Here is an 18,959-nt window from a genome sequence, read left to right as displayed (position 1 = left end):
CATGGCCACACAGGCACTTCAGCACGACGACGATCCACGTCAGGTGACCGGTCCCCTCAGCGCGGACCAACTCGACCGGCTGACCCGGCGGCTCGCCGAAACGGCGGAGCATTATGACCGCAGCGGCGAATTTCCCCGCGCCGGTTTCGATTATCTGGCAGGCGAAGGGCTGATCGGCCTTACCGTCCCGCGCGATCTGGGCGGGCGAGGCGCGGGGCTGGTCGAAGCGATCCGGGTGCTGGGTGCGGTGGCGAAGGGCGATCCTTCGGTCGCGCTCATCCTCTTCATGACCTATCATTATCACGCCACGCCGACGCGCGCGCGTACCTGGCCGCAGGCGATTTACGAGCGGCTGGCGCGCGATGCCGTCGCCGGTCGTGGCCTGATCGGCGGTCTGCGAGTGGAGCCGGAGCTGGGTACACCGGTACGCGGCGGCCTGCCCGCGACCATCGCCCGGCGCACCGCAGACGGCTGGGCGCTGACCGGCACGAAAATCTATTCCACCGGCTCGACCGGCCTCGACTGGTTCTCGGTCTGGGCGAAGACGGATGAGGATGAGCCGCGCGTCGGCAATTTCCTGGTGCGGTCGGACAGCGCCGGCATCGCCATCGAACCCGCCTGGGACCATCTGGGCATGAGAGCCACCGTCAGCCATGCGGTGCATTTCACCGATACGCCCACGCCGCTGGACCATGCGGTCGATATCCGCCTGCCTGCGCAATGGGCGACGGGCGCGAGCGATCCCGGCCTCGCCATCTGGAACGCGCTCGCTATCTCGACCATCTATGACGGCGTCGCGCGGGCCGCGCGGGACTGGCTGCGCGCCTATCTCAACGACCGCGTGCCGACCAATCTGGGCGCGTCGCTCGCCACCCTGCCGCGCGTGCAGGAAAAATTCGGCGAGATAGAAGCGCTGTTGCAGGTCAATCGCACGCTGATCCGCGATGCCGCAGCCCACCATGAAGCCGGCGATCCGCCGGGCGCGGTGGCGGTGAACAACATTAAATATCTCGCCACCGCCAATGCGATCCGCGCGGTGGAGATCGGCCTCGAACTCACCGGCAATCCCGGCATCAGCCGGAAGAACCCGCTGGAACGTCATTATCGCGATGTTCTGTGCAGCCGCATCCACTCGCCACAGACCGACACCATATTGATCGCCGCTGGTCGGGCGGCTCTTGGGAACTGACATGTCACTCATCATCGCCAGCCAGCTTGACGCCGATTTCAACAAGGGCCTCAGCCAGCATCCGATCGCCCCCATATTGATCGACGTCGCAGAGGAGGAGCCATGGACTGCCGCTGCCGAAGCGGACGTCCTGCTGGTGCGCCCGTCGCCGTCCTGGCGACAACCTTCCATCCAGCGCCCGCCGGCATGGCCTGGCCGGCTGAAATGGGTCTACAGCGCGTCGGCCGGGATCGATTTCTACCCGCAATGGCTGCTCGACGCGCCGCTCGTCACCTGTGGTCGCGGCGTCGCGTCGGACGAGATTGCCGACTATGTCATCGCCGCCATCTACGCCCATGCCAAGAATCTGGAGGGCATCGCCGCCCGGTCGCGCGCGCAGTGGATCAACGTCCCGCTCGGCCGGGTGTCGGGCACGACGATCGGCATCGTCGGTTTGGGCGCGATCGGTCAGGCAGTGGCGCAACGCGGACTGGCGCTCGGCGCGCAGGTGGTCGGCCTGCGCCGCACCGGGGCGCAATCGGGGATCAGCGGCGTGGAGCATGTCGGCGACATCGACACGCTGGTCGCCCGCGCCGATCATATCATCATCGCCGTGCCCGCCACGCCCCAGACGCACCATCTCTTCAATGCGGACCTGCTCGCCAGGGTGAAGCCCGGCGCCCATATCATCAACGTCGCGCGCGGGTCGGTGATCGATCAGGATGCCCTGATCCACGCGCTGGACGGAAAGGGTGGTCCCGGCTTCGCGACGCTGGACGTCACCGATCCGGAGCCGCTGCCCGAAGGCCATCCGCTCTACACCCATCCGCGCGTGCGCCTGACGCCGCATGTCTCCAGCAATCATACGCTGGTGCGCCATCGCCTGCTGGACAAGGTGCGCGACGATATTTCCCGCTTCGCACGGGGAGAGGCGCCCAGCGACATCGTCGATCCGGCGCGGGGATATTGAGCACAAAAGAGGGAGGCGATCATCATCGGCTCCCCCTTTCATCTATATGAGGCGTTCCCCGGCGCAGGCCGGGGAACGTGCGGCTACTGGCTTGTCGCTATCAAAGCGCCTCGACCGTCTCCCGCGCCAGTTCGGCCAACCGGCTGGCGGCCTTGTCCAGCTTGTCGCCAGACCGCAGGATCGCCGCCACGCGCGGCAGCGGCGGCAGAAGATCATGCTCCAGCGCCTGCGTCTCTTCCAGGAACAGATGCGTGCGACAGGTGACGCCGAGCCCCGCGCCCACGGCCGCCTTCAGCGTCGCCAGATTGGGCGTCTCCACCGCGATCCGCCATTGCAGCCCGGCATCCTCCAGCGCCCGGATCGCCGCCTCGCGGAACCGGCATGGTTCTTCCAGCACGGCCAGTGGGATGACCTCCCGATCGACCAGATGGGTGTCTCCATACCAGCTCATCGGCGCGACAGTCACGGCATGGGCATCATTGGGCGCGGCAAAGCCCAGCAATATGTCCAGTTCCCGCCGATCCAGCAACGCCTGCAATTCCGCCGTACCGGCCACGCGCGCATAGATTTGCGCGTCGGGATGCAGTTCGGCGAAGCGCGAGAGCAGGCCGGTCAGCAACGTATCGGCGAAATCCTGCACCATGCCGATCCGCGCCGGCCCGGCGAACCGCCCGGCACTCACCGCCGCCACCGCCTCGTCATGCAGCAGCAGCACGCGCCGCGCATAATCGAGCAACACCGTGCCCGCCGGAGTCAGGTTGAGCCGTCGTCCTTCGCGCAGGAACAGCGTCTGCTGCACCAGTTCCTCCAGCCGCTTGATTTGCAGGCTGAGCGCGGATTGCGTCACGAACACCTGTTCCGACGCATTCAGCATCGACCCGGTGTCGACGATGGCGACGAAGCTGCGCAGCAAGTTGGTCGGCAAATTGACCGGCACGATGAACCCCTTGAGTTTATGAAATGGGCGGAACCGATCCGATGCCGGAAACGGACAGTAGCGTATCGCCGATGCTTATATATCAATCAAAATAGTAGAGATTTAAAAGGCCGAGGAAAAACTTGGCCAAGACGAAAGATGTTCGGAAAACCGCCAATTCCCGCGTCAACGCGCCCTGCCAGGGCGATGAAATGCCACCTATGATCAATGCTGATAGGTCGGCCAAGAAAAACTTAATTGAAACGGTAGACAATTCATGTTGGGCTTGTTTGCAGTTCAATAAAGGGCCGGACATGGCGGTTTTGACGATCAATGACACATCACGGGCCGCACGGGGCCAGTCGGCATCGACGCGCCGGCCTTTCTCCCTCTCGCGCTTCGGCGGGCGCTGGCTGTCGCCGCTGCTGCTGCTGCTGCTTTGGGAGGCCGGCTCGCAAACGGGCCTGATCCCTGAGCGAACGCTGGCGGCGCCCTCGGCCGTGATCGGCACCTTGCTCGAAATGGTGATTTCCGGCGAACTGCCATCCAATCTGCTGGTGTCCTTCGCCCGCGTCGCCGCTGGCCTGTTCATCGGCGTCAGCCTCGGCCTGGCGCTCGGCCTCATCGCCGGCCTGTCCCGGTCGGGCGAGCTGGCGGTCGATCCACTCATGCAGATCAAGCGCACCATTCCCGCGCTGGCGCTGACCCCGCTCTTCATCGTCTGGTTCGGCATCGGCGAAACGCCCAAGGTCGCACTGATCGCCTTCGGCACCATCTTCCCGGTCTATCTCAATCTCTACAGCGGCATCCGCAGCGTCGACCTGCGCCTGCTCGACGCGGCCAGGAGCTTCGGCCTCAGCCGCTGGGAGCAGGTCTGGCATGTGGTCCTCCCCTCGGCCCTGCCGCAACTGCTGGTCGGTCTGCGCTACGCCCTGTCGGTGTCGATCCTGGTGCTGGTCGTGGCGGAACAGATCAACGCCTCGGCCGGCCTTGGCTATCTCATCAACAATGCCCGCGATTTCATGCGGACCGACATCATCGTCGTCTGCCTCATGGTCTACGCCATTCTCGGCCTCGGCGCCGACTGGCTGGTCCGTGCCATCGAAGCCCGCGCCCTCATCTGGCGCCCCAGCATAGTGGAGCAATAAGCATGGACGCTCGCCTCGGTTTCTCGGCGCTGGACAGTGCCGTCCACCAGCCCCATCCCGAACCCGTCGTTCGCCTGCGCGATTTTACCCGGCGCTTCGGCGCCAACACCATCATCGACGGTCTGGACCTCGACATCGCGCCCGGCGAATTCATCGCCCTGCTGGGTCGCTCCGGTTCCGGCAAGACCACGCTGCTGCGCACCTTGGCCGGCCTTGATGAAGTGCGCGGTCAGGATGTGGAAGTCCCCGACTCCCGCGCCGTGGTGTTTCAGGACGCCCGCCTTCTCCCATGGAAACCGGTCTGGAAAAATGTCTCGCTGGGCCTGAAGGGGGATAACGGCCGCGACCGCGCCGAAGCCGCGCTCAAGGAAGTCGGCCTTGGCCATCGCCTCGACGCCTGGCCGTTGACCCTGTCGGGCGGCGAAGCCCAGCGCGTGGCGCTGGCTCGCGCGCTGGTGCGCGAACCCAAGCTGCTGCTGCTGGACGAGCCGTTCGCCGCCCTCGACGCGCTGACCCGCTATCGCATGCACGACCTCGTCCTCTCGCTCTGGCGCGCGCACAAGCCTGCCGTGCTGATCGTCACCCATGATGTCGAGGAAGCGATCGCCCTCGCCGACCGGGTGCTGGTGCTCGACAAGGGCCGCATCGTCGCGGAAGAACGCATCACCGCCCCACGCGGAGAGCGCGCCAGCTTCGCGGCTCGCCTGCGTGAAAAGCTGCTGTCGCATTTGGGCGGTGACGACCATGGCGAAGATGTCGTGCCTTTCGCGGTCGCCGCCGAATGAGCGCGCTGGCCGCCCTCGATCGCCCGGTGACGGCGCCCAACAACGGGTTGGGCATTGGGCGCCTGCGCGGTTTCGTCACCGCCTTTGCCGACTTGCTGGCCGCCACCCGCGAAGAACAGGCGATACTGGAAAGCGGACGTGCCCTGCTCGGCCGCCTGATCGCCACCGACGACTGGCTTCCGCAAGAATTCGCCCAGCCCGATCCCGACCGCTACCAGCAATATCTGCTCCACTGCGACAGTCGGGAACGGTTCAGCGTCGTCAGCTTCGTCTGGGGACCGGGCCAGTCCACGCCGATCCACGACCATAGCGTCTGGGGTCTGGTCGGGGTGCTGCGCGGGGTGGAAAGGGTGGAGCGCTTCCGCCGCCTGCCGACCGGCGCGCTGGTCGATGAGGGCGAGGAACTGCTGCACGAAGGAGAGGTCGATGCCGTCTCCCCGCGCATCGGCGATATCCATCGCGTCACCAATGGCCTGTCCGACCGGCCCTCCATCAGCATCCATGTCTATGGCGCCAATATCGGCGCGGTCGAGCGCGCCACCTACGCCCTCGATGGCACGCCCAAGACTTTCATTTCGGGTTACGCCAACCGCGTGATCCCCAACCTCTGGGACAGATCGAAAACATCATGACCACCGACACTCTCGACCGCATCAGCGAACGCACCCTGGCCGCCACCCCGCTGGATATCCGCCACGCCTTGCTGGTGGGCAGCGAAATCGCCATCATCGACGTGCGCGAGGAACATGAGTTCGCGCAAGGGCATCCGCTCTTCGCCGCGCAGATCCCGCTGCGCCGCATTGAGGAGGAGGCGCACTGGCGCATCCCGCGCCTCGCGACCCCGATCATCGTCTATGACAATGGGGAAGGGCTGGCGCGCAAGGCGGCCGTGCGTCTGGAAGGGCTCGGCTATACCGATGTTCGCGAACTGGAGGGTGGCCTGTCGGCATGGCGCGACGCGGGCTATGAACTGTTCGAGGACGTCAACAGCTACTCCAAGGCATTCGGCGAACTGGTCGAACATCGCCGCCATACACCCAGCCTTGCGGCCGAGGAAGTGCAGGCGCTTATCCGTGAAAAGGCTGATATCCGCATAGTCGATGCCCGTCGCTACGAGGAATATAGTACGATGAGCATCCCGACCGGCACCAGTGTCCCCGGCGCGGAACTGGCGCTGCGTGCCCGCACCATCGCGCCCGATCCTGACACCACCATCATCGTCAATTGCGCCGGCCGTACCCGCTCGATCATCGGCGCGCAGTCGCTGGTCAATGCCGGTGTGCCGAACAAGGTGTTCGCGCTGCGCAACGGCACCATCGGCTGGACGCTGGCCGGGCAGGATCTGGAAACCGGCCAGACCCGCGCCGCGCCGGAAGTGGATGACGCCGCTATCGCTGAAGCCGACATCCATGCCCGCGACGTCGCCTATCGCGCCGGGGTGAAGCGGATCGGCTGGGCGGAACTGGAAGCGTTCAGGGCCGACACCGCCCGCACCCTCTATCTCTACGACGTGCGCCAGCCGCGTGAATATGAAAGCGGCCATCTGCCCGGCTTCCGCAATGCGCAGGGCGGGCAACTGGTGCAGGAAACCGATCATAACGCCCCGGTGCGCGGCGCCCGGATCGTCGTGACCGATCCCACCGGCGTCCGCGCGGCCATGACCGCCTCCTGGCTGGCGCAGATCGGCTGGGACGTATCCATCCTCGACATCGACTGGTCGGCCGTCACGCTGGAAACCGGACCGGACGGCGCACCGTCCCCGCGCGGACCGGAAGGTCGCTACAAGCGCCCCTATGAAGGCACGGACAACAAGGCCGCCGCCATGCAGGCCTATCTCGACTGGGAATATGGCCTCGTCGCCCAGTTGGAGCGCGACGGCACCCACGGCTTCTACGTCATCTAATCATCGGGAGGACGCATCATGAGCGTCAAGTTCATCGGCTATATCGGTTTCAACAACGGGTCGGAAACGGAGGCGGCGGTGCGCAGCCGCGTCCTGGACACCGACTATGTCAACGCAGCGGCGAAGGCTCAGGAAAAGGGCGGCTTCGACCGCGTCCTGATCCCCTTCGGCTCCAACAGCCCGGAAAGCCAGATCGTCGCGGCCCATGCCGCCGCAATCACCACAAAGCTGGGCTTCCTCGTTGCGCACCGCCCCGGCTTCACCCAGCCGACCGTGGCGGCGCGGCAACTCGCCACGCTCGACCAGTTGTCGGGTGGCCGGGTAGCCGTACACATCATCACCGGCGGCGCGGACGAGGAAATGGCGCGCGACGGCGACACCAAAACGGTGAAGGCGGAACGCTACGCCCGCACCGACGAATATCTGTCGATCCTGCGGCAGGAATGGACGGCCGCCACACCCTTCGACCATCAGGGCAAATATTACGACATTCGCCAGGCCTATAGCGCGATCAAGCCCGACAATCTGCCGGTCTTCTTCGGCGGATCGTCGGAAGAAGCGATCGACGTCGCCGGCCGCCATGCCGATGTCTATGCGCTGTGGGGCGAAACATTGGAAGCGGTGCAGGACACGGTGCGCGCGGTGCGCAAGTCGGCGGCCCGCTACGGCCGCAATCCCGGCTTCTCGCTCTCCCTGCGCCCGGTGATCGGCGATACGGAAGAAGCCGCTTGGAAGCGCGCGGCGGAAATCGAGGAACAGGTGCGCGAAAACCGGACCGCCGCGGGCCTGCCGATCAGCGGCCACCGCCCGCCCAATGTCGGCGCGCTGCGCCTGCTGGAAACCGCCAGCGCCAACCGCCGCGACACCCGCCTGTGGACCGGCGTCGCCGCCCTGACCGGTGCTGCGGGCAACAGCACTGGCCTGGTCGGCACGCCCGAACAGGTGGCCGACGCCATGCTCGATTACTACGACATCGGCATCGACCATTTCCTGATCCGGGGTTTCGATCCGCTGGGCGATTCCATCCTCTATGGCCGCGAATTGCTGCCGGTGGTGCGCCGCAAGGTCGCACAGCGCGCGGCATCCGGCCTCGCACTGGCGGGCTGATCCATGTCCAGGAAAAACGTCGCCATCCTGTCGGCGTCCCTTGTCGCGGTGGCGGGCCTTGCGCTCGCCGCCGCGACCTTTAAGGGCGGCGATGACAAGGTCTTGCGGGTCGCCAACCAGAAGGGGCAGGTGAAGTCCATGATGATCGCGTCGGGCGTGCTGAACGGCGCGCCCTATACGGTCGAATGGTCGGAATTTCCGTCGGCCCAGCCTTTGCTGGAAGCGGTCGGCGGCGGCGCGGCTGACCTTGGCCTTGCCGCCGACGCCCCCTTCATCTTCGCCTATCAGAGCGGCAGTCCGGTCAAGGCGATCGGCGTGCAGGCGCCCGCCCAGCAGGCCGGGGAAGCGCTCGCCATCCTCGTCAAGAACGGATCGCCGCTCAAAAACGCGCAGGATCTGGTCGGCAAGTCGGTTGCCACCACGCGCGGCTCGATCGGCCATCATCTGCTGCTTCAGGCGCTGGAGCGCGCCCATATTCCGGCCGACAAGGTGCGCGTCACCTTCCTGCCGCCGGGCGATGCCAAGGCTGCGTTCGACAGCGGCGCGATCGACGCCTGGGCGATCTGGACGCCCTATACCAATGTTGCGATCAAGGAAGGCGCGCGCGCCATCGTCGATGCGAAGAATTTTGGCCTGCCGCTCTATATCGACATCGCTTATGCCGACAGCATCGGCCCGAAACGCGCCCTGCTGGCCGATTTCCTGAAACGCGAAGCGAAGGCCGTCGCCTGGGCACGCGCGCATCCTGACGCTTTCGCACAGGTGCTGGCGAAGGAGACGGGCCTGCCGCTCGACATCGCCCGCGCCAGCTTCGACCGCAACAATCGCGTGTCGCAACCGATCGACGCGAAGATCATCGCGCATGAACAGGCCATCACGGCCCGTTTCCGGGAAGCAGGCCTGACCGATGGCAAGCGGGACGTCGCGCAAGCCTTCGATTCAAGTTTTGCGCAAGTTCGTTGAAACAATAAGTTTGAATAGGAAAAGATCATCTAAAGTTGAGTTAAAGTCATGGATATTGATTGAAAATCATTTCCCAACTAAATTTGTAGAAAATAAACGGACAGCAAATCTGTTGGGGGAATATCCATGAATATCGTTACCCGTTACCTGACATCCACGGCGCTTTCGGCTGTCGCACTCGTTGTCTCACCGGCATCGGCGCAGATCGTCACGACGCCCGACGATGCCGCAGCAGCGGACGCCGGGACCATCATCGTCACCGGCGTCCGTGGCGCGCCGCGCACCATCGCCGAAAGCCCGGCCCCGATCGACGTCGTGAGTGCCGACAAGCTACAGGCGACCGGCGCGGCCGAATTTGGCGAGGCGCTGTCCAAGCTGCTGCCGTCGCTCAATTTCGGATCGACCCATGCCGGTGTCTTCTCGGTCGGCCGCCCGGTCACCAATCGCGGTTTGGCCCCGGCCTACACGCTGGTGCTGGTCAACGGAAAGCGTCGCCATAACGGCGCCTTCCTCAACAACTCGACCACCGACACATCGGGCGCAAACCCGGTCGATATCGATCTGATCCCGACCAGCGGCATCGACCGTATCGAAGTGCTGAAAGACAGTGCCGCCGCCCAATATGGCACCGATGCCATCGCCGGCGTCATCAACATCCAGCTCGCGCAAAAGGAAGGGCTGAGCGGCGATTTCACCTATGGCACGCTCTATTCAGCCAATGGCAAGCCCGATAGCTGGAAGGGCACGTTCCGCTACGGCACGAAGATCGGCGACGATGGCGGCTTCCTCACCGTCAGCGGCGACATCCGCAAGCGTGGCGGCGCATGGTGGAACCTGGCCGCGACCGACACCAATATCTACGGCCTTCCCGCCGGTCGCACCATCGATCAGGTGGTCGCCAGCAGCGGCCTGACCCGCGATCAGGTGCTGGCGAACATCGCCGACGCCAATGCCCGCAACGCCGCCTGGAACCGCGACGGCGCGCATAATGGCGACCCGCAGATCAAGGCGTTCAACCTGGGCTACAACGCCCAGTTGCCGGTGACGGACAGTGCCACCCTCTACAGCTTCGGCACCTATGGGGAGCGCGACGCCCAGATCGGCAATAATTTCCGCCGTCCCAACAGCACCGCCAATTTCACCGCGCTGTTCCCGGACGGCTATTATCCGCTCAACAACATCGACGAGACGGATTTCCAGTTCGTCGGCGGACTTAAAGGGACGCTGGTCGGCTGGGATTATGACGTCTCGTCGTCTTTCGGCCGCAACGCCAGTCGCCAGTTTTCCAAACTGTCTGTCCGCCCGTCGCTCGGCCCGGACAGCCCGACCTATTGGCCCAATCTGGCCAATTTCGAGTTCCGCCAATGGACCCATAATGTCGACCTCCATCGCGAATTCGACATCGGTTTCGCCAAGCCGCTGCAGGTGTCGATCGGCGGCGAATATCGCCTCGACCGCTTCCGCACCTTCGCTGGCGATCCGCTGGCCTATGAACCGGCGACCTACACCTTCCAGCCGGGCGACCAGCAATATGACTGGAATGTCGGCCGCGTCGCCTCCCCGGTGGTGCAGGGGGCCATCGTCCTGTCGCCCGCCGATGAGGCCGACATCAGCCGCAAAGTCTATGCCGGCTATATCGACCTTGGCATCTATCCCACCGACGCCTGGTATATCGGGGCGGCCATCCGCGCCGAACATTATAGCGACGGATCGGGCAGCCCAATCGGCCTGAAACTCAACAGCCGCTATGAAGTCAGCCCCGCGCTCGCCATTCGCGGGACGGTGGGCACCGGCTTCCGCGCGCCTTCCCTGACGCAGATCGGCTATGCCCAGACGGACGGCCGCACCTCCTCTTTCTTCAACGCCGAAACCGGCCAGACCGAACTGCGCCCGACCGTCGCCAAGCTGGTGACGGCGGACAGCGCAGTCGGCCAGTTGTTGGGCGCCAAGCCGCTCAAGGCTGAAAAGACATGGAACGCCGGCCTGGGCGTCGTCTTCACGCCCTTGCCGTCGCTGTCGATCACGCTCGACGGCTATTATATCAAGATCAAGGATCGGGTCGAACGGACCGGCCGCCTGTTCGGCACCGGCATTTCCGCCATCCTCGCCGCCAACGGCCTGTCCGACATCGAGCAGGCGGAATATTTCATCAACGCCGCCGATACCGAAACGAAAGGCTTCGACCTCGTCGCCGACTATTCGACCGGCCTTGGCGATTTCGGCAAGCTGGGCCTCACCTTCGCCTTCAACTACAGCAAGACAAAGGTGACGGACGTTGTCGCCACGCCGGCGCAACTGTTCGCGGCCAATGGCACGTCGCTGCTGGGGGCCGGCTCAGTCTTCTTCGGCGGCGACAAGATCGGCGAACTGGAAGTGCTTCAGCCGCATACCAAGCTGGTCAGCACGCTGAACTGGTCGCGGGGCATCTTCGGCCTCAGCATCACCAACACCCGCTACGGCAAATATACCCAGCGCACCGCGGCGGGCGACGACCGCTATTTCGGCGCGAAGATCATCACCGACGCCAGCATCAGCGCAAAGGTGACGGACTTCGCCACCTTGTCGGTCGGCGCCACCAACCTGTTCGACGTCCGCCCCGAAACCAACGGGCCGGGCAATCCCCAGACGGGGCAGGGCTATTATGGCCCGTCGCCCTTCAACCCAGCGGGTGGCTATTATTATGGACGGATCGCTCTTGCTTTCTGATCGGCGCACGTTTCTGACTGGCGTGGCCGCGCTCGGCCTTGCCGCTTGCGGCGGGGCCGGGAAGGGCGGCCGCACGAAGCTGGTCCTGGGCGACCAGGTCCACCTCCTCCAGTCGAAGGCGGAGGCGGTGGGCGCGCTCAAGAACCTTGCCTATGACATGGAATGGGCCAATTTCGTCGGCGCCGCGCCCTTGCTGGAGGCGCTGAACGCCGGGGCGGTCGATACCGCGCCGGCGGGCGACCTCCCGGTCGTTCTGGCAGCCGCAGCCGGCGCCCCGCTCAAGGTGATCGCCGGTTCGCTCTCCTCCACCCGCGACATCGCCATCATCGTGCCGCCCGGATCGCCGATCCGCAACGTCGCCGGCCTTGCCGGCCATCGCGTCATCGTATCGAGCGCGCGGGGCAGCATCTCGCACTATCTCCTGCTCGAAGCGCTCAAGGAGGCGAAGGTCGATCGCAAGGCGGTGGATATCGGCTTCATGCTGCCCAACGATGCCGCCGCCGCCTTTGCCGTCGGACGGATCGAGGCATGGGCGACCTTCGGCACCTATCAGATCGCGGCGGAGGATCGCGGCGCGCGCGTGCTGCGCGACGGGCAGGGGATCAACACCGGCCTCACCCTGATCGCCGCATCGCAGGCCGCGCTGGACGATCCGGGCAAACGTGCCGCGCTCAAGGATGTGCTTGCCCGTTTCCGCACCGCCAGCCAATGGGCGCAGGCGCATGCCGATATCTATGCCGGCGTCTTCGCCAAGGCGACAGGCGTGGACCCGAAGCTGGCCAAACTGATCGTGGATCGCCAGAATCCCGTCCTGATCGCCCCGGATGCCGCCGTCATAAGCCCGCTCCAGCGCGTAGTCGACCGCTTCCACGCCGACGGCGAATTGCCTGTCCATGTCGATGTCGCAAAGATCGTCGATGCCAGCCTATTCCCGGCATGAGCGTCGCTCGCCCATCCATCAGACATTCTCATTGGGCGGCGGCCTGCCGCCTGCCTAGATTTGCCCGCAAAGGAGCATCCCCATGGCTACAGTCCTGAAAGACGATCGTTTCCGCAATCCTGGCATCAGCGAAGCGGAATGGAAGGTCCGCGTCGATCTCGCCGCCTTCTACCGCCTGTCCGCCCTTTATGGCTGGGACGATTTTATCTACACCCATATCTCCGCCCGCGTGCCGGGACCGGATCATCATTTCCTCATCAACCCCTTCGGCCTGATGTTCGATGAGATCACCGCGTCCAGTCTGGTGAAGGTCGACCTCGACGGCAACGTCATCGGGGAGAGCGACTATGGCATCAACTATGCGGGCTATGTGATCCATTCGGCGATCCACGCTGCGCGCGACGACGCCCATTATATCGCCCATTTCCACAGCGCCGACGGCATGGCGGTGTCCGCTCATGCCGAAGGGCTGCTGCCGCTCAACCAGCGCGCACTCGCGCTGATCCCGCGCCTGTCCTATCATGATTATGAAGGCGTGGCGCTCAATCTGGACGAGCAGGAGCGGATCGTCGCCGATCTTGGCGATACGAAGGTCATGCTGCTGCGCAACCATGGCACGCTGGCGCTGGGATCGACGCCGGGCGAAGCGTTCAGCGGCATCTATCATCTAGAGGAAGCCTGCAAGGCGCAGGTACGGACGCTCTCCATCGGCCGCGATCGCGTACTGATCGCCCCGGAAGAAGCGCAGGAGGAAGTGCGCCGCCAGATCAGCCGCGAACGCAAGCCGGTCGAGGGCGCCAAGTCGCACTATGACCTCGTCTGGGAAGCCGCATTGCGCAAGGCGGACCGCCAGTCCCCCGGTTTCGACGCATAAGGACGGGTCATGACCAAACGCCAACTCAAACTCGGCCTCGTCCCGACCGGCGTCGGCGGCCCCGGCGACAGCAATCGCTGGCTCGATACCGACATCCCCCTCGATGCCAGCGTCAATATCGACTGGTATATAGATGTCGTGCGTCAAGCGGAGGCGGCGAAGTTCGACCTCGTCTTCATCGTCGACAGCCAATTCATCACCGCCAACTCCCCGCCCCATTATCTCAACCGGCTGGAACCGCTCACCCTCCTGTCGGCGCTGGCGGTGGCGACGAAGCATATCGGCCTCGTCGGTACGCTCACCACCTCCTATAACGACCCGTTCAACCTCGCCCGGCGTTTCGCCTCGCTCGATCTCATCAGCAAGGGCCGCGCCGGCTGGAACGTCGTGACCAGCGGAGATGCCGGCACGGCCGGCAATTTCAGCCAGCCAGAGCATTTCGACTATGACACGCGCTACCGCCGCGCGGTCGAATTTCTCGATGTGGCGCGCGGCCTCTGGTCCAGTTGGGAGGAAGGCGCGCTGGTCCGCGACCGGAGAACGGGTCAGTTCCTTGACGCCGACAAGCTGCACCGGCTGGATCATCAGGGCGAATTCTTTCAGGTGGCCGGCCCCCTCAATCTCCAGCGGTCGCCACAGGGCGAACCGGTCATCTTCCAGGCGGGCGACAGCGATCAGGGGCGCGATCTGGGCGCCACCATCGCCGACGCCATCTTCACCCACGCCGTAACGATCGAGCAGGGGCAGGCCTTCTATGCCGACCTCAAGGGCCGCGCCATAAGACAGGGCCGCAACCCGGACGAGATCGTCATCCTGCCCGGTTTCTCGGTCTATGTCGGCGATACGGACGCGGATGCGCAGGATATCCAGCGCCGCTATCGCGAACTCGACCAGAGTTTCGAACAGGCGCTCGCCGAATTTGGCCGCCCGTTCGGCTGGCATGATTTCCGCCAATATGATGCCGACGCGCCCTTCCCGGTGCAGGCGCTGGAAGCCGCCAGGAACAGTTTCTACACGCAGGCCAAAAAGGTCACGGATCAGGCCGTCGAACAGGGGCTGACCCTGCGCCAGGCGGTCGAGCGGGCGCGGGCCGGTCGCGGCAGTCCCTTCGTGGGATCGGCGGAAACCGTTGCGAACGAGATTCAGCGCTGGTTCGAAGGGCGCGCGCTCGACGGGCTGAACGTCCATCTCGGCCATCCGGCGCAGTTCCGCCGTTTCGTGGCGGAGGTCGTGCCTATCCTTCAGGAACGCGGTCTGTTCCGCACGAACTATGAGGCGGATACGCTGCGCGGCAATCTGGGCCTGCCGATCCTGCCCAGCCAGCACCAGCGGAATGCCGATCGGCGCGACGCGGCGTAAATCTATGAAATTTCATCGACGCTGGGCGGATAACTCTCATTGGCGATGATCGACCCCGGTTGCCATCATGGTCCCGACCCAAGGAGATCATGATGGCGACACTTCTCACGCACGCGCTCAAGGACCGATTTGCCGCACTACAGGCGGAACGCGACCGCAACTGGCCCCCCGCGCAGTTGGAGGCCAATGCCGGCCAGCGTCGCCAGTTGACCGAACGGTTCGATCCGGCAGCGGTGGCACAGCCCGGCGATATCCTGCCGCCGCTATCCTTTACCGAAGTCGATGGCGAAGCGCTGACGCTGGATCAGTTGACGGCGAAAGGGCCGGCGCTGTTCATCTTCTTTCGCTTCGCCGGTTGCCCGGCCTGCAACATCGCCCTGCCATATTATGCGGAGGCGCTGCATCCCGAACTGGTCGCGCGCACTATCCCGCTGGTGGCGCTCAGCCCGCAGCAACCCGATCGCCTGCGCGATATCAAACAGCGTCATGACCTGCCGTTTCCTGTCGCCACCGATGCGGACAATGGCCTGGCCCGATTGCTGAACATCAGCTTCCAGCCCGATCATCGCCCATCGCCGCCACCGGCGGGCTGGATCGGCGAAGTGACCGGCACTGATAGCTGGGAATTGCCGCAGCCGGCGGTCCTGCTGGTGGGGCCGGGTCGGATCGTTCAATGGCTTCATGTCAGCCCGGACTGGCTGGACCGGCCCGAAGCGGCCGATATTCTCCGCGAGATCGACAACGTCATCTGACAAAACAAGGGGGGCGCCGCAAAACGCCCCCTTTGCTTATCCCCGATCAGCCTTGAATGCGGCGTAGCGCCGCGTGGCAATCTCCGCGCCTTCGCGCAACAGCGGCCCCAGTCGCCAGAAGTCGCTCAGATGTCCGTCACCGGGCTGATCCCAGCCATAATCATGGCGCAGCCGCCCCAACTGCCCGCTCTCCAAAATCGCCTGCGGCGTGATGGTCGGCCGGGCCATCTGGTCGGGATCGACATAGAGAGCGTCGGATTCACAATATAACTCGCACATATAGCAGGTCTGGCACTGGTCGATCCGGGCGATCACCGGCGGACCGTCCGTTCGCGCATCCAGCACATGGGTAGGGCAGGCGGCGACGCAGCTATTGCAGCCGTCGCACCGCTCCTCGAAAATATGGGCGATCATGCGGCGACTTCCTTCGGGTGAATTAAGGGCGTGGATGGATCGAAGCGCGTCCAGACTCGCGCCAGCCCGCCGGTCAGCAGCCGCTGCGCCTGCGCCGGATCGACCTTCGGCCGGTCCTCGCGCATATGCAGCCCCCGGCTTTCGTCACGCGCCAGCGCAGCCGCGCCGACCCAGCGCGCACTGGCCAGCATCGCCGCCTGCTCGCGCAGCGCGACCCGATCCAGCCCCTCGGCATGCCCATGATCGGCCACCTCTCGCCACAGGCCGTCGAGCCGTTCCTGCGCCTTGTTCAGCTTGGCCGCGCTGCGCCACAGCGTTCCGTCGAAATCGATGGTGAAGGCCTGAACAGCCGGAACCACAGGGGTAAGGTCGATGGCACGCGCGGTCGAAGCCGGGCGCAATCCCGCCTGTCCGATGGCCTTGCCGGGCGCGACTTTGCTCACCCGCAATGCCGCCAGCGCCGCCGCCCTGCCAGCCACCCGGCCCGATGTCAGCGCCCAGGCGGCATTTTGCGCGCCGCCGCCGCTGGTCGCCCCGGCGATCAGTTCGCGTGTCGCGCAATCGCCCACGGCATAAAGCCCTTCGACGCTGGTGCGACAATCCTCGTCCACGATTTGCAACCCGCCGGTGCCGCGCACCGTACCCTCACCGAACAGACGGATGGGGAAGCGGTTCTCGAACAGGTCGATGCCGCGCCGCTCGAACGGCGGCAGCGATGCCGGCTGGATGCGGCGCAACAACTGTTTCAGCAGCACCGGCGCATCGCTCAGGTCCGCGAGCACCGGACCTGCATCCATGGCCCGCGCCAGTGCCTTGAGATGCGCCGCCTCGCTGCTCATCGGCGGCGGCACATCCAGTTCATGGCCCGACGCATCGAAGAAGCGCGCCGCGAAATAGGGCAGGGTGCGGGTCGAATTCCACGCAGGAGACAGCGAGTAGGAGGCGGAAAACTCCATGCCCGACAGCACGGCCCCGGCCTCCGCGGCCATCAGCAGACCGTCGCCGCTATTGCCGTGACTGCCGATCAGCCCCGACCGGAAAGCGCAGCCGCCCGTCGCCAGGATCACCGCCGGCGCGCGCACGCGCCAGTCGCGATCGTCCAGCCGGGCATGGCCCGCCGCGCCGACGATGGCGCCATCGCCGTCCTGCAACAATTCCAGCGCCGGATGATGATCCAGGATCGTCACGCCCCGGTCGATCGCAAAGCGGCGCAGCGCCCGCATATATTCCGGCCCGCGCACGCCTGAATAGAAGGTGCCGCCCCGGCCATCCGTGTCGAACGGATAATAGGGCGTCAGTTCCGGCAGCGCGCGCCATGTCTCCTCGATGATCCGCGCCATCCAGTCGCGCTCGGCCAGGTCGAAGGACCGGGCATGGCGCTCCTCCACTGCCTGCGCGCGTTTGTCCGGCGCGACCCACCAGTGATTGGGACCGCCCGTCGCGGTCACGCCGCTGGTGCCGACATAGCCCTTGTCCGCCAGCACGACCCGTGCGCCGGCTCGCGCGGCGGATGTCGCCGCCCAGCATGCCGCCATCCCGCCGCCGATGATGAGGACATCGGCGGTCAGGTCCAGCCCGTCCCGCTGGCTCATTCGGCGGCGATCGCCTGCGGCTGTCGTGCTGCCACGCTATAGCGGTTCTCCGGCACCGGCAGGCCCAGATGGCTGCGCAGCGTGTCGCCCTCATACTCGGTGCGGAACAGGCCGCGCGCTTGCAGGATCGGCACCACCCGCTCACGGAACAGGGCGAAGTCGCGCGGCCGGGTCACGCGCAGGATGAAGCCATCGGCGGCGCGGCCGACGAACCAGCGTTCGATTTCCGCCGCGATGGTTTCGGGCGATCCCACGAAGTCCGACTTCCACTGGCCGAAACGATAGGCCGCCTGCCGCAACGTCAGTTTTTCGTTGGCGGCGACGTGGATGATCCGCTCGGCCTGTCCCTTATAGCTGTTGAGCGTCACACCCGACAGGTCGGGGAAGGGGGCATCCAGATCATAGATCGAAAAGTCATGATAGTTGAACGCCCGGCCAATCTGCGTCAGCAGCTTGCCGATATCCAGCCCGTGCTGCGCGGCGGCGGCGATGGCCTGCGCTTCTTCGTCGGTTTCGGCGATGGTCGGCACCAGTCCCGGCAGCACCTTGATCAGGTCGGGATTGCGGCCCAGCGCGGCCGCCCGCGCTTTCAGGTCGGCATAATAAGCCCGGCCGGTCTCGAAATCCTGCGCGGCGGCAAAGGTGCCCTCGGCAATCGCCGCGCCCAGATTGCGGCCTTCGCTGCTGTCGCCCGCCTGAAAGATGACCGGTTGCCCCTGCCGCGACCGGCTGAGCGCCAGCGGCCCGGCGACCGAAAAATGCGCGCCCTTATGATCCAGCCGATGTTGCTTGCCCTTGTCCAGAAAAGTGCCCGTCGCCCGGTCGCGCGGGAAGGCGTCATCTTCATAACTGTCCCACAGGCCCTGCACGACGTCCACGAACTCGCGGGCGCGGGCATAGCGGACCTTATGGTCGAAATGCTCTTCCCGCCCATAGTTGCGCGCCGCGCCTTCAAGGCCGGTCGTCACCACATTCCAGCCGGCCCGCCCCCGGCTGATCTGGTCGAGCGAACCGAATTGCCGCGCGACATTATAGGGTTCCCAATAGGAAGTGGTCAGCGTGCCGACGAGGCCGATACGGGATGTCGTCGCGGCCACCGCCGAAAGCAACGTCAGCGGTTCCAGCCGGTTGAGGAAATGCGGCGCGGTATCGGGCGTGATGTAGGGGGAATCGACGATGAAGACGAGGTCGAACCTGGCCTGTTCGGCCAGCCGAGCATTGTCGATATACCAGTTGATGTCGATGCTGGCATCGCCGGGCAGGTCCGGGTCGTGCCAGCTATGATGGTCCGCGCCGACCCCTTCCAGTATCGCGCCCAGATGCAATTGCCGCTTCGCCTGTTCCGCCATCATCTTGTCCTCG

17 protein-coding genes are annotated in these 18,959 nt (G+C 65.2%); 13 read left to right on the top strand and 4 right to left on the bottom strand.

Going from position 1 to position 18,959, the window contains the following annotated elements; genetic code table 11:
- Position 1: 1 nt before the first annotated feature.
- Both ASE85_RS14745 and ASE85_RS14740 read left to right on the top strand, forming a co-directional pair.
- Positions 2 to 1,189: an acyl-CoA dehydrogenase family protein gene (locus ASE85_RS14745; RefSeq protein WP_056689809.1), complete on the top strand. Its 1,188-nt coding sequence runs from the start codon at positions 2 to 4 to the stop codon at positions 1,187 to 1,189.
- Position 1,190: 1 nt separating this feature from the next.
- Positions 1,191 to 2,138 carry a D-isomer specific 2-hydroxyacid dehydrogenase family protein gene (locus ASE85_RS14740; protein ID WP_056689806.1) on the top strand — a complete coding sequence of 316 codons (948 nt, stop codon included), beginning with the start codon at positions 1,191 to 1,193 and terminating at the stop codon, positions 2,136 to 2,138.
- A gap of 100 nt (positions 2,139 to 2,238) precedes the next feature.
- On the opposite strand, the gene ASE85_RS14735 is transcribed toward ASE85_RS14740, so the two are convergent.
- Positions 2,239 to 3,075 carry a LysR substrate-binding domain-containing protein gene (locus ASE85_RS14735; protein WP_056689804.1) on the bottom strand — a complete coding sequence of 279 codons (837 nt, stop codon included), beginning with the start codon at positions 3,073 to 3,075 and terminating at the stop codon, positions 2,239 to 2,241.
- Between the two features lie 401 nt (positions 3,076 to 3,476).
- Here ASE85_RS14735 and ASE85_RS14725 point away from each other — a divergent pair, with 401 nt between their 5' ends.
- The 11 genes from ASE85_RS14725 to ASE85_RS14675 all read left to right on the top strand — a co-directional run bounded on the left by ASE85_RS14725 (position 3,477) and on the right by ASE85_RS14675 (position 15,591).
- Complete coding sequence (locus ASE85_RS14725) at positions 3,477 to 4,202, top strand: ABC transporter permease (protein ID WP_200928376.1); 726 nt, start codon at positions 3,477 to 3,479, stop codon at positions 4,200 to 4,202.
- A gap of 2 nt (positions 4,203 to 4,204) precedes the next feature.
- Positions 4,205 to 4,987, top strand: coding sequence for an ABC transporter ATP-binding protein (locus tag ASE85_RS14720; protein ID WP_056689795.1), 783 nt, complete (start codon positions 4,205 to 4,207; stop codon positions 4,985 to 4,987).
- On the top strand, positions 4,984 to 5,619 hold the full coding sequence (locus tag ASE85_RS14715) for a cysteine dioxygenase (protein ID WP_056689792.1): 636 nt from the start codon (positions 4,984 to 4,986) through the stop codon (positions 5,617 to 5,619). Before ASE85_RS14720 ends, ASE85_RS14715 begins: the two co-directional genes overlap by 4 nt.
- On the top strand, positions 5,616 to 6,890 hold the full coding sequence (locus ASE85_RS14710) for a rhodanese-like domain-containing protein (RefSeq protein ID WP_056689789.1): 1,275 nt from the start codon (positions 5,616 to 5,618) through the stop codon (positions 6,888 to 6,890). The genes ASE85_RS14715 and ASE85_RS14710 overlap by 4 nt, the downstream gene beginning before the upstream one ends.
- Before the next feature lie 18 nt (positions 6,891 to 6,908).
- Positions 6,909 to 7,997 carry an LLM class flavin-dependent oxidoreductase gene (locus ASE85_RS14705; RefSeq protein ID WP_056689785.1) on the top strand — a complete coding sequence of 363 codons (1,089 nt, stop codon included), beginning with the start codon at positions 6,909 to 6,911 and terminating at the stop codon, positions 7,995 to 7,997.
- Between the two features lie 3 nt (positions 7,998 to 8,000).
- Positions 8,001 to 8,960, top strand: coding sequence for an aliphatic sulfonate ABC transporter substrate-binding protein (locus ASE85_RS14700; RefSeq protein ID WP_056689782.1), 960 nt, complete (start codon positions 8,001 to 8,003; stop codon positions 8,958 to 8,960).
- A 126-nt stretch (positions 8,961 to 9,086) separates the two neighbouring features.
- Positions 9,087 to 11,666: a TonB-dependent receptor plug domain-containing protein gene (locus ASE85_RS14695; RefSeq protein ID WP_056689779.1), complete on the top strand. Its 2,580-nt coding sequence runs from the start codon at positions 9,087 to 9,089 to the stop codon at positions 11,664 to 11,666.
- Entirely contained in the window at positions 11,641 to 12,606 is a 966-nt protein-coding gene (locus ASE85_RS14690) for an ABC transporter substrate-binding protein (protein ID WP_056689776.1), read from the top strand. Before ASE85_RS14695 ends, ASE85_RS14690 begins: the two co-directional genes overlap by 26 nt.
- Before the next feature lie 82 nt (positions 12,607 to 12,688).
- Complete coding sequence (locus ASE85_RS14685) at positions 12,689 to 13,480, top strand: class II aldolase/adducin family protein (protein ID WP_056689773.1); 792 nt, start codon at positions 12,689 to 12,691, stop codon at positions 13,478 to 13,480.
- 9 nt (positions 13,481 to 13,489) lie between these two features.
- Positions 13,490 to 14,839 (top strand): LLM class flavin-dependent oxidoreductase, encoded by a 1,350-nt coding sequence (locus ASE85_RS14680; RefSeq protein WP_056689769.1) that lies wholly within the window; start codon positions 13,490 to 13,492, stop codon positions 14,837 to 14,839.
- Between the two features lie 92 nt (positions 14,840 to 14,931).
- Positions 14,932 to 15,591, top strand: coding sequence for a peroxiredoxin-like family protein (locus ASE85_RS14675; protein ID WP_056690215.1), 660 nt, complete (start codon positions 14,932 to 14,934; stop codon positions 15,589 to 15,591).
- Positions 15,592 to 15,627: 36 nt separating this feature from the next.
- On the opposite strand, the gene ASE85_RS14670 is transcribed toward ASE85_RS14675, so the two are convergent.
- From ASE85_RS14670 to ASE85_RS14660, 3 genes are read right to left on the bottom strand one after another with little or no spacing between them, the layout of a single operon-like run.
- Entirely contained in the window at positions 15,628 to 16,005 is a 378-nt protein-coding gene (locus ASE85_RS14670; protein ID WP_056689766.1) for a 4Fe-4S dicluster domain-containing protein, read from the bottom strand.
- Positions 16,002 to 17,597 carry an FAD-dependent oxidoreductase gene (locus ASE85_RS14665; protein WP_056689763.1) on the bottom strand — a complete coding sequence of 532 codons (1,596 nt, stop codon included), beginning with the start codon at positions 17,595 to 17,597 and terminating at the stop codon, positions 16,002 to 16,004. The genes ASE85_RS14670 and ASE85_RS14665 overlap by 4 nt, the downstream gene beginning before the upstream one ends.
- Complete coding sequence (locus ASE85_RS14660; protein WP_056690212.1) at positions 17,594 to 18,946, bottom strand: LLM class flavin-dependent oxidoreductase; 1,353 nt, start codon at positions 18,944 to 18,946, stop codon at positions 17,594 to 17,596. The genes ASE85_RS14665 and ASE85_RS14660 overlap by 4 nt, the downstream gene beginning before the upstream one ends.
- Positions 18,947 to 18,959: the final 13 nt, after the last annotated feature.

Source organism: Sphingobium sp. Leaf26 (genome assembly GCF_001421665.1).
Lineage (GTDB): Bacteria > Pseudomonadota > Alphaproteobacteria > Sphingomonadales > Sphingomonadaceae > Sphingobium.
This window is presented reverse-complemented; position numbering and strand designations above follow the sequence as displayed.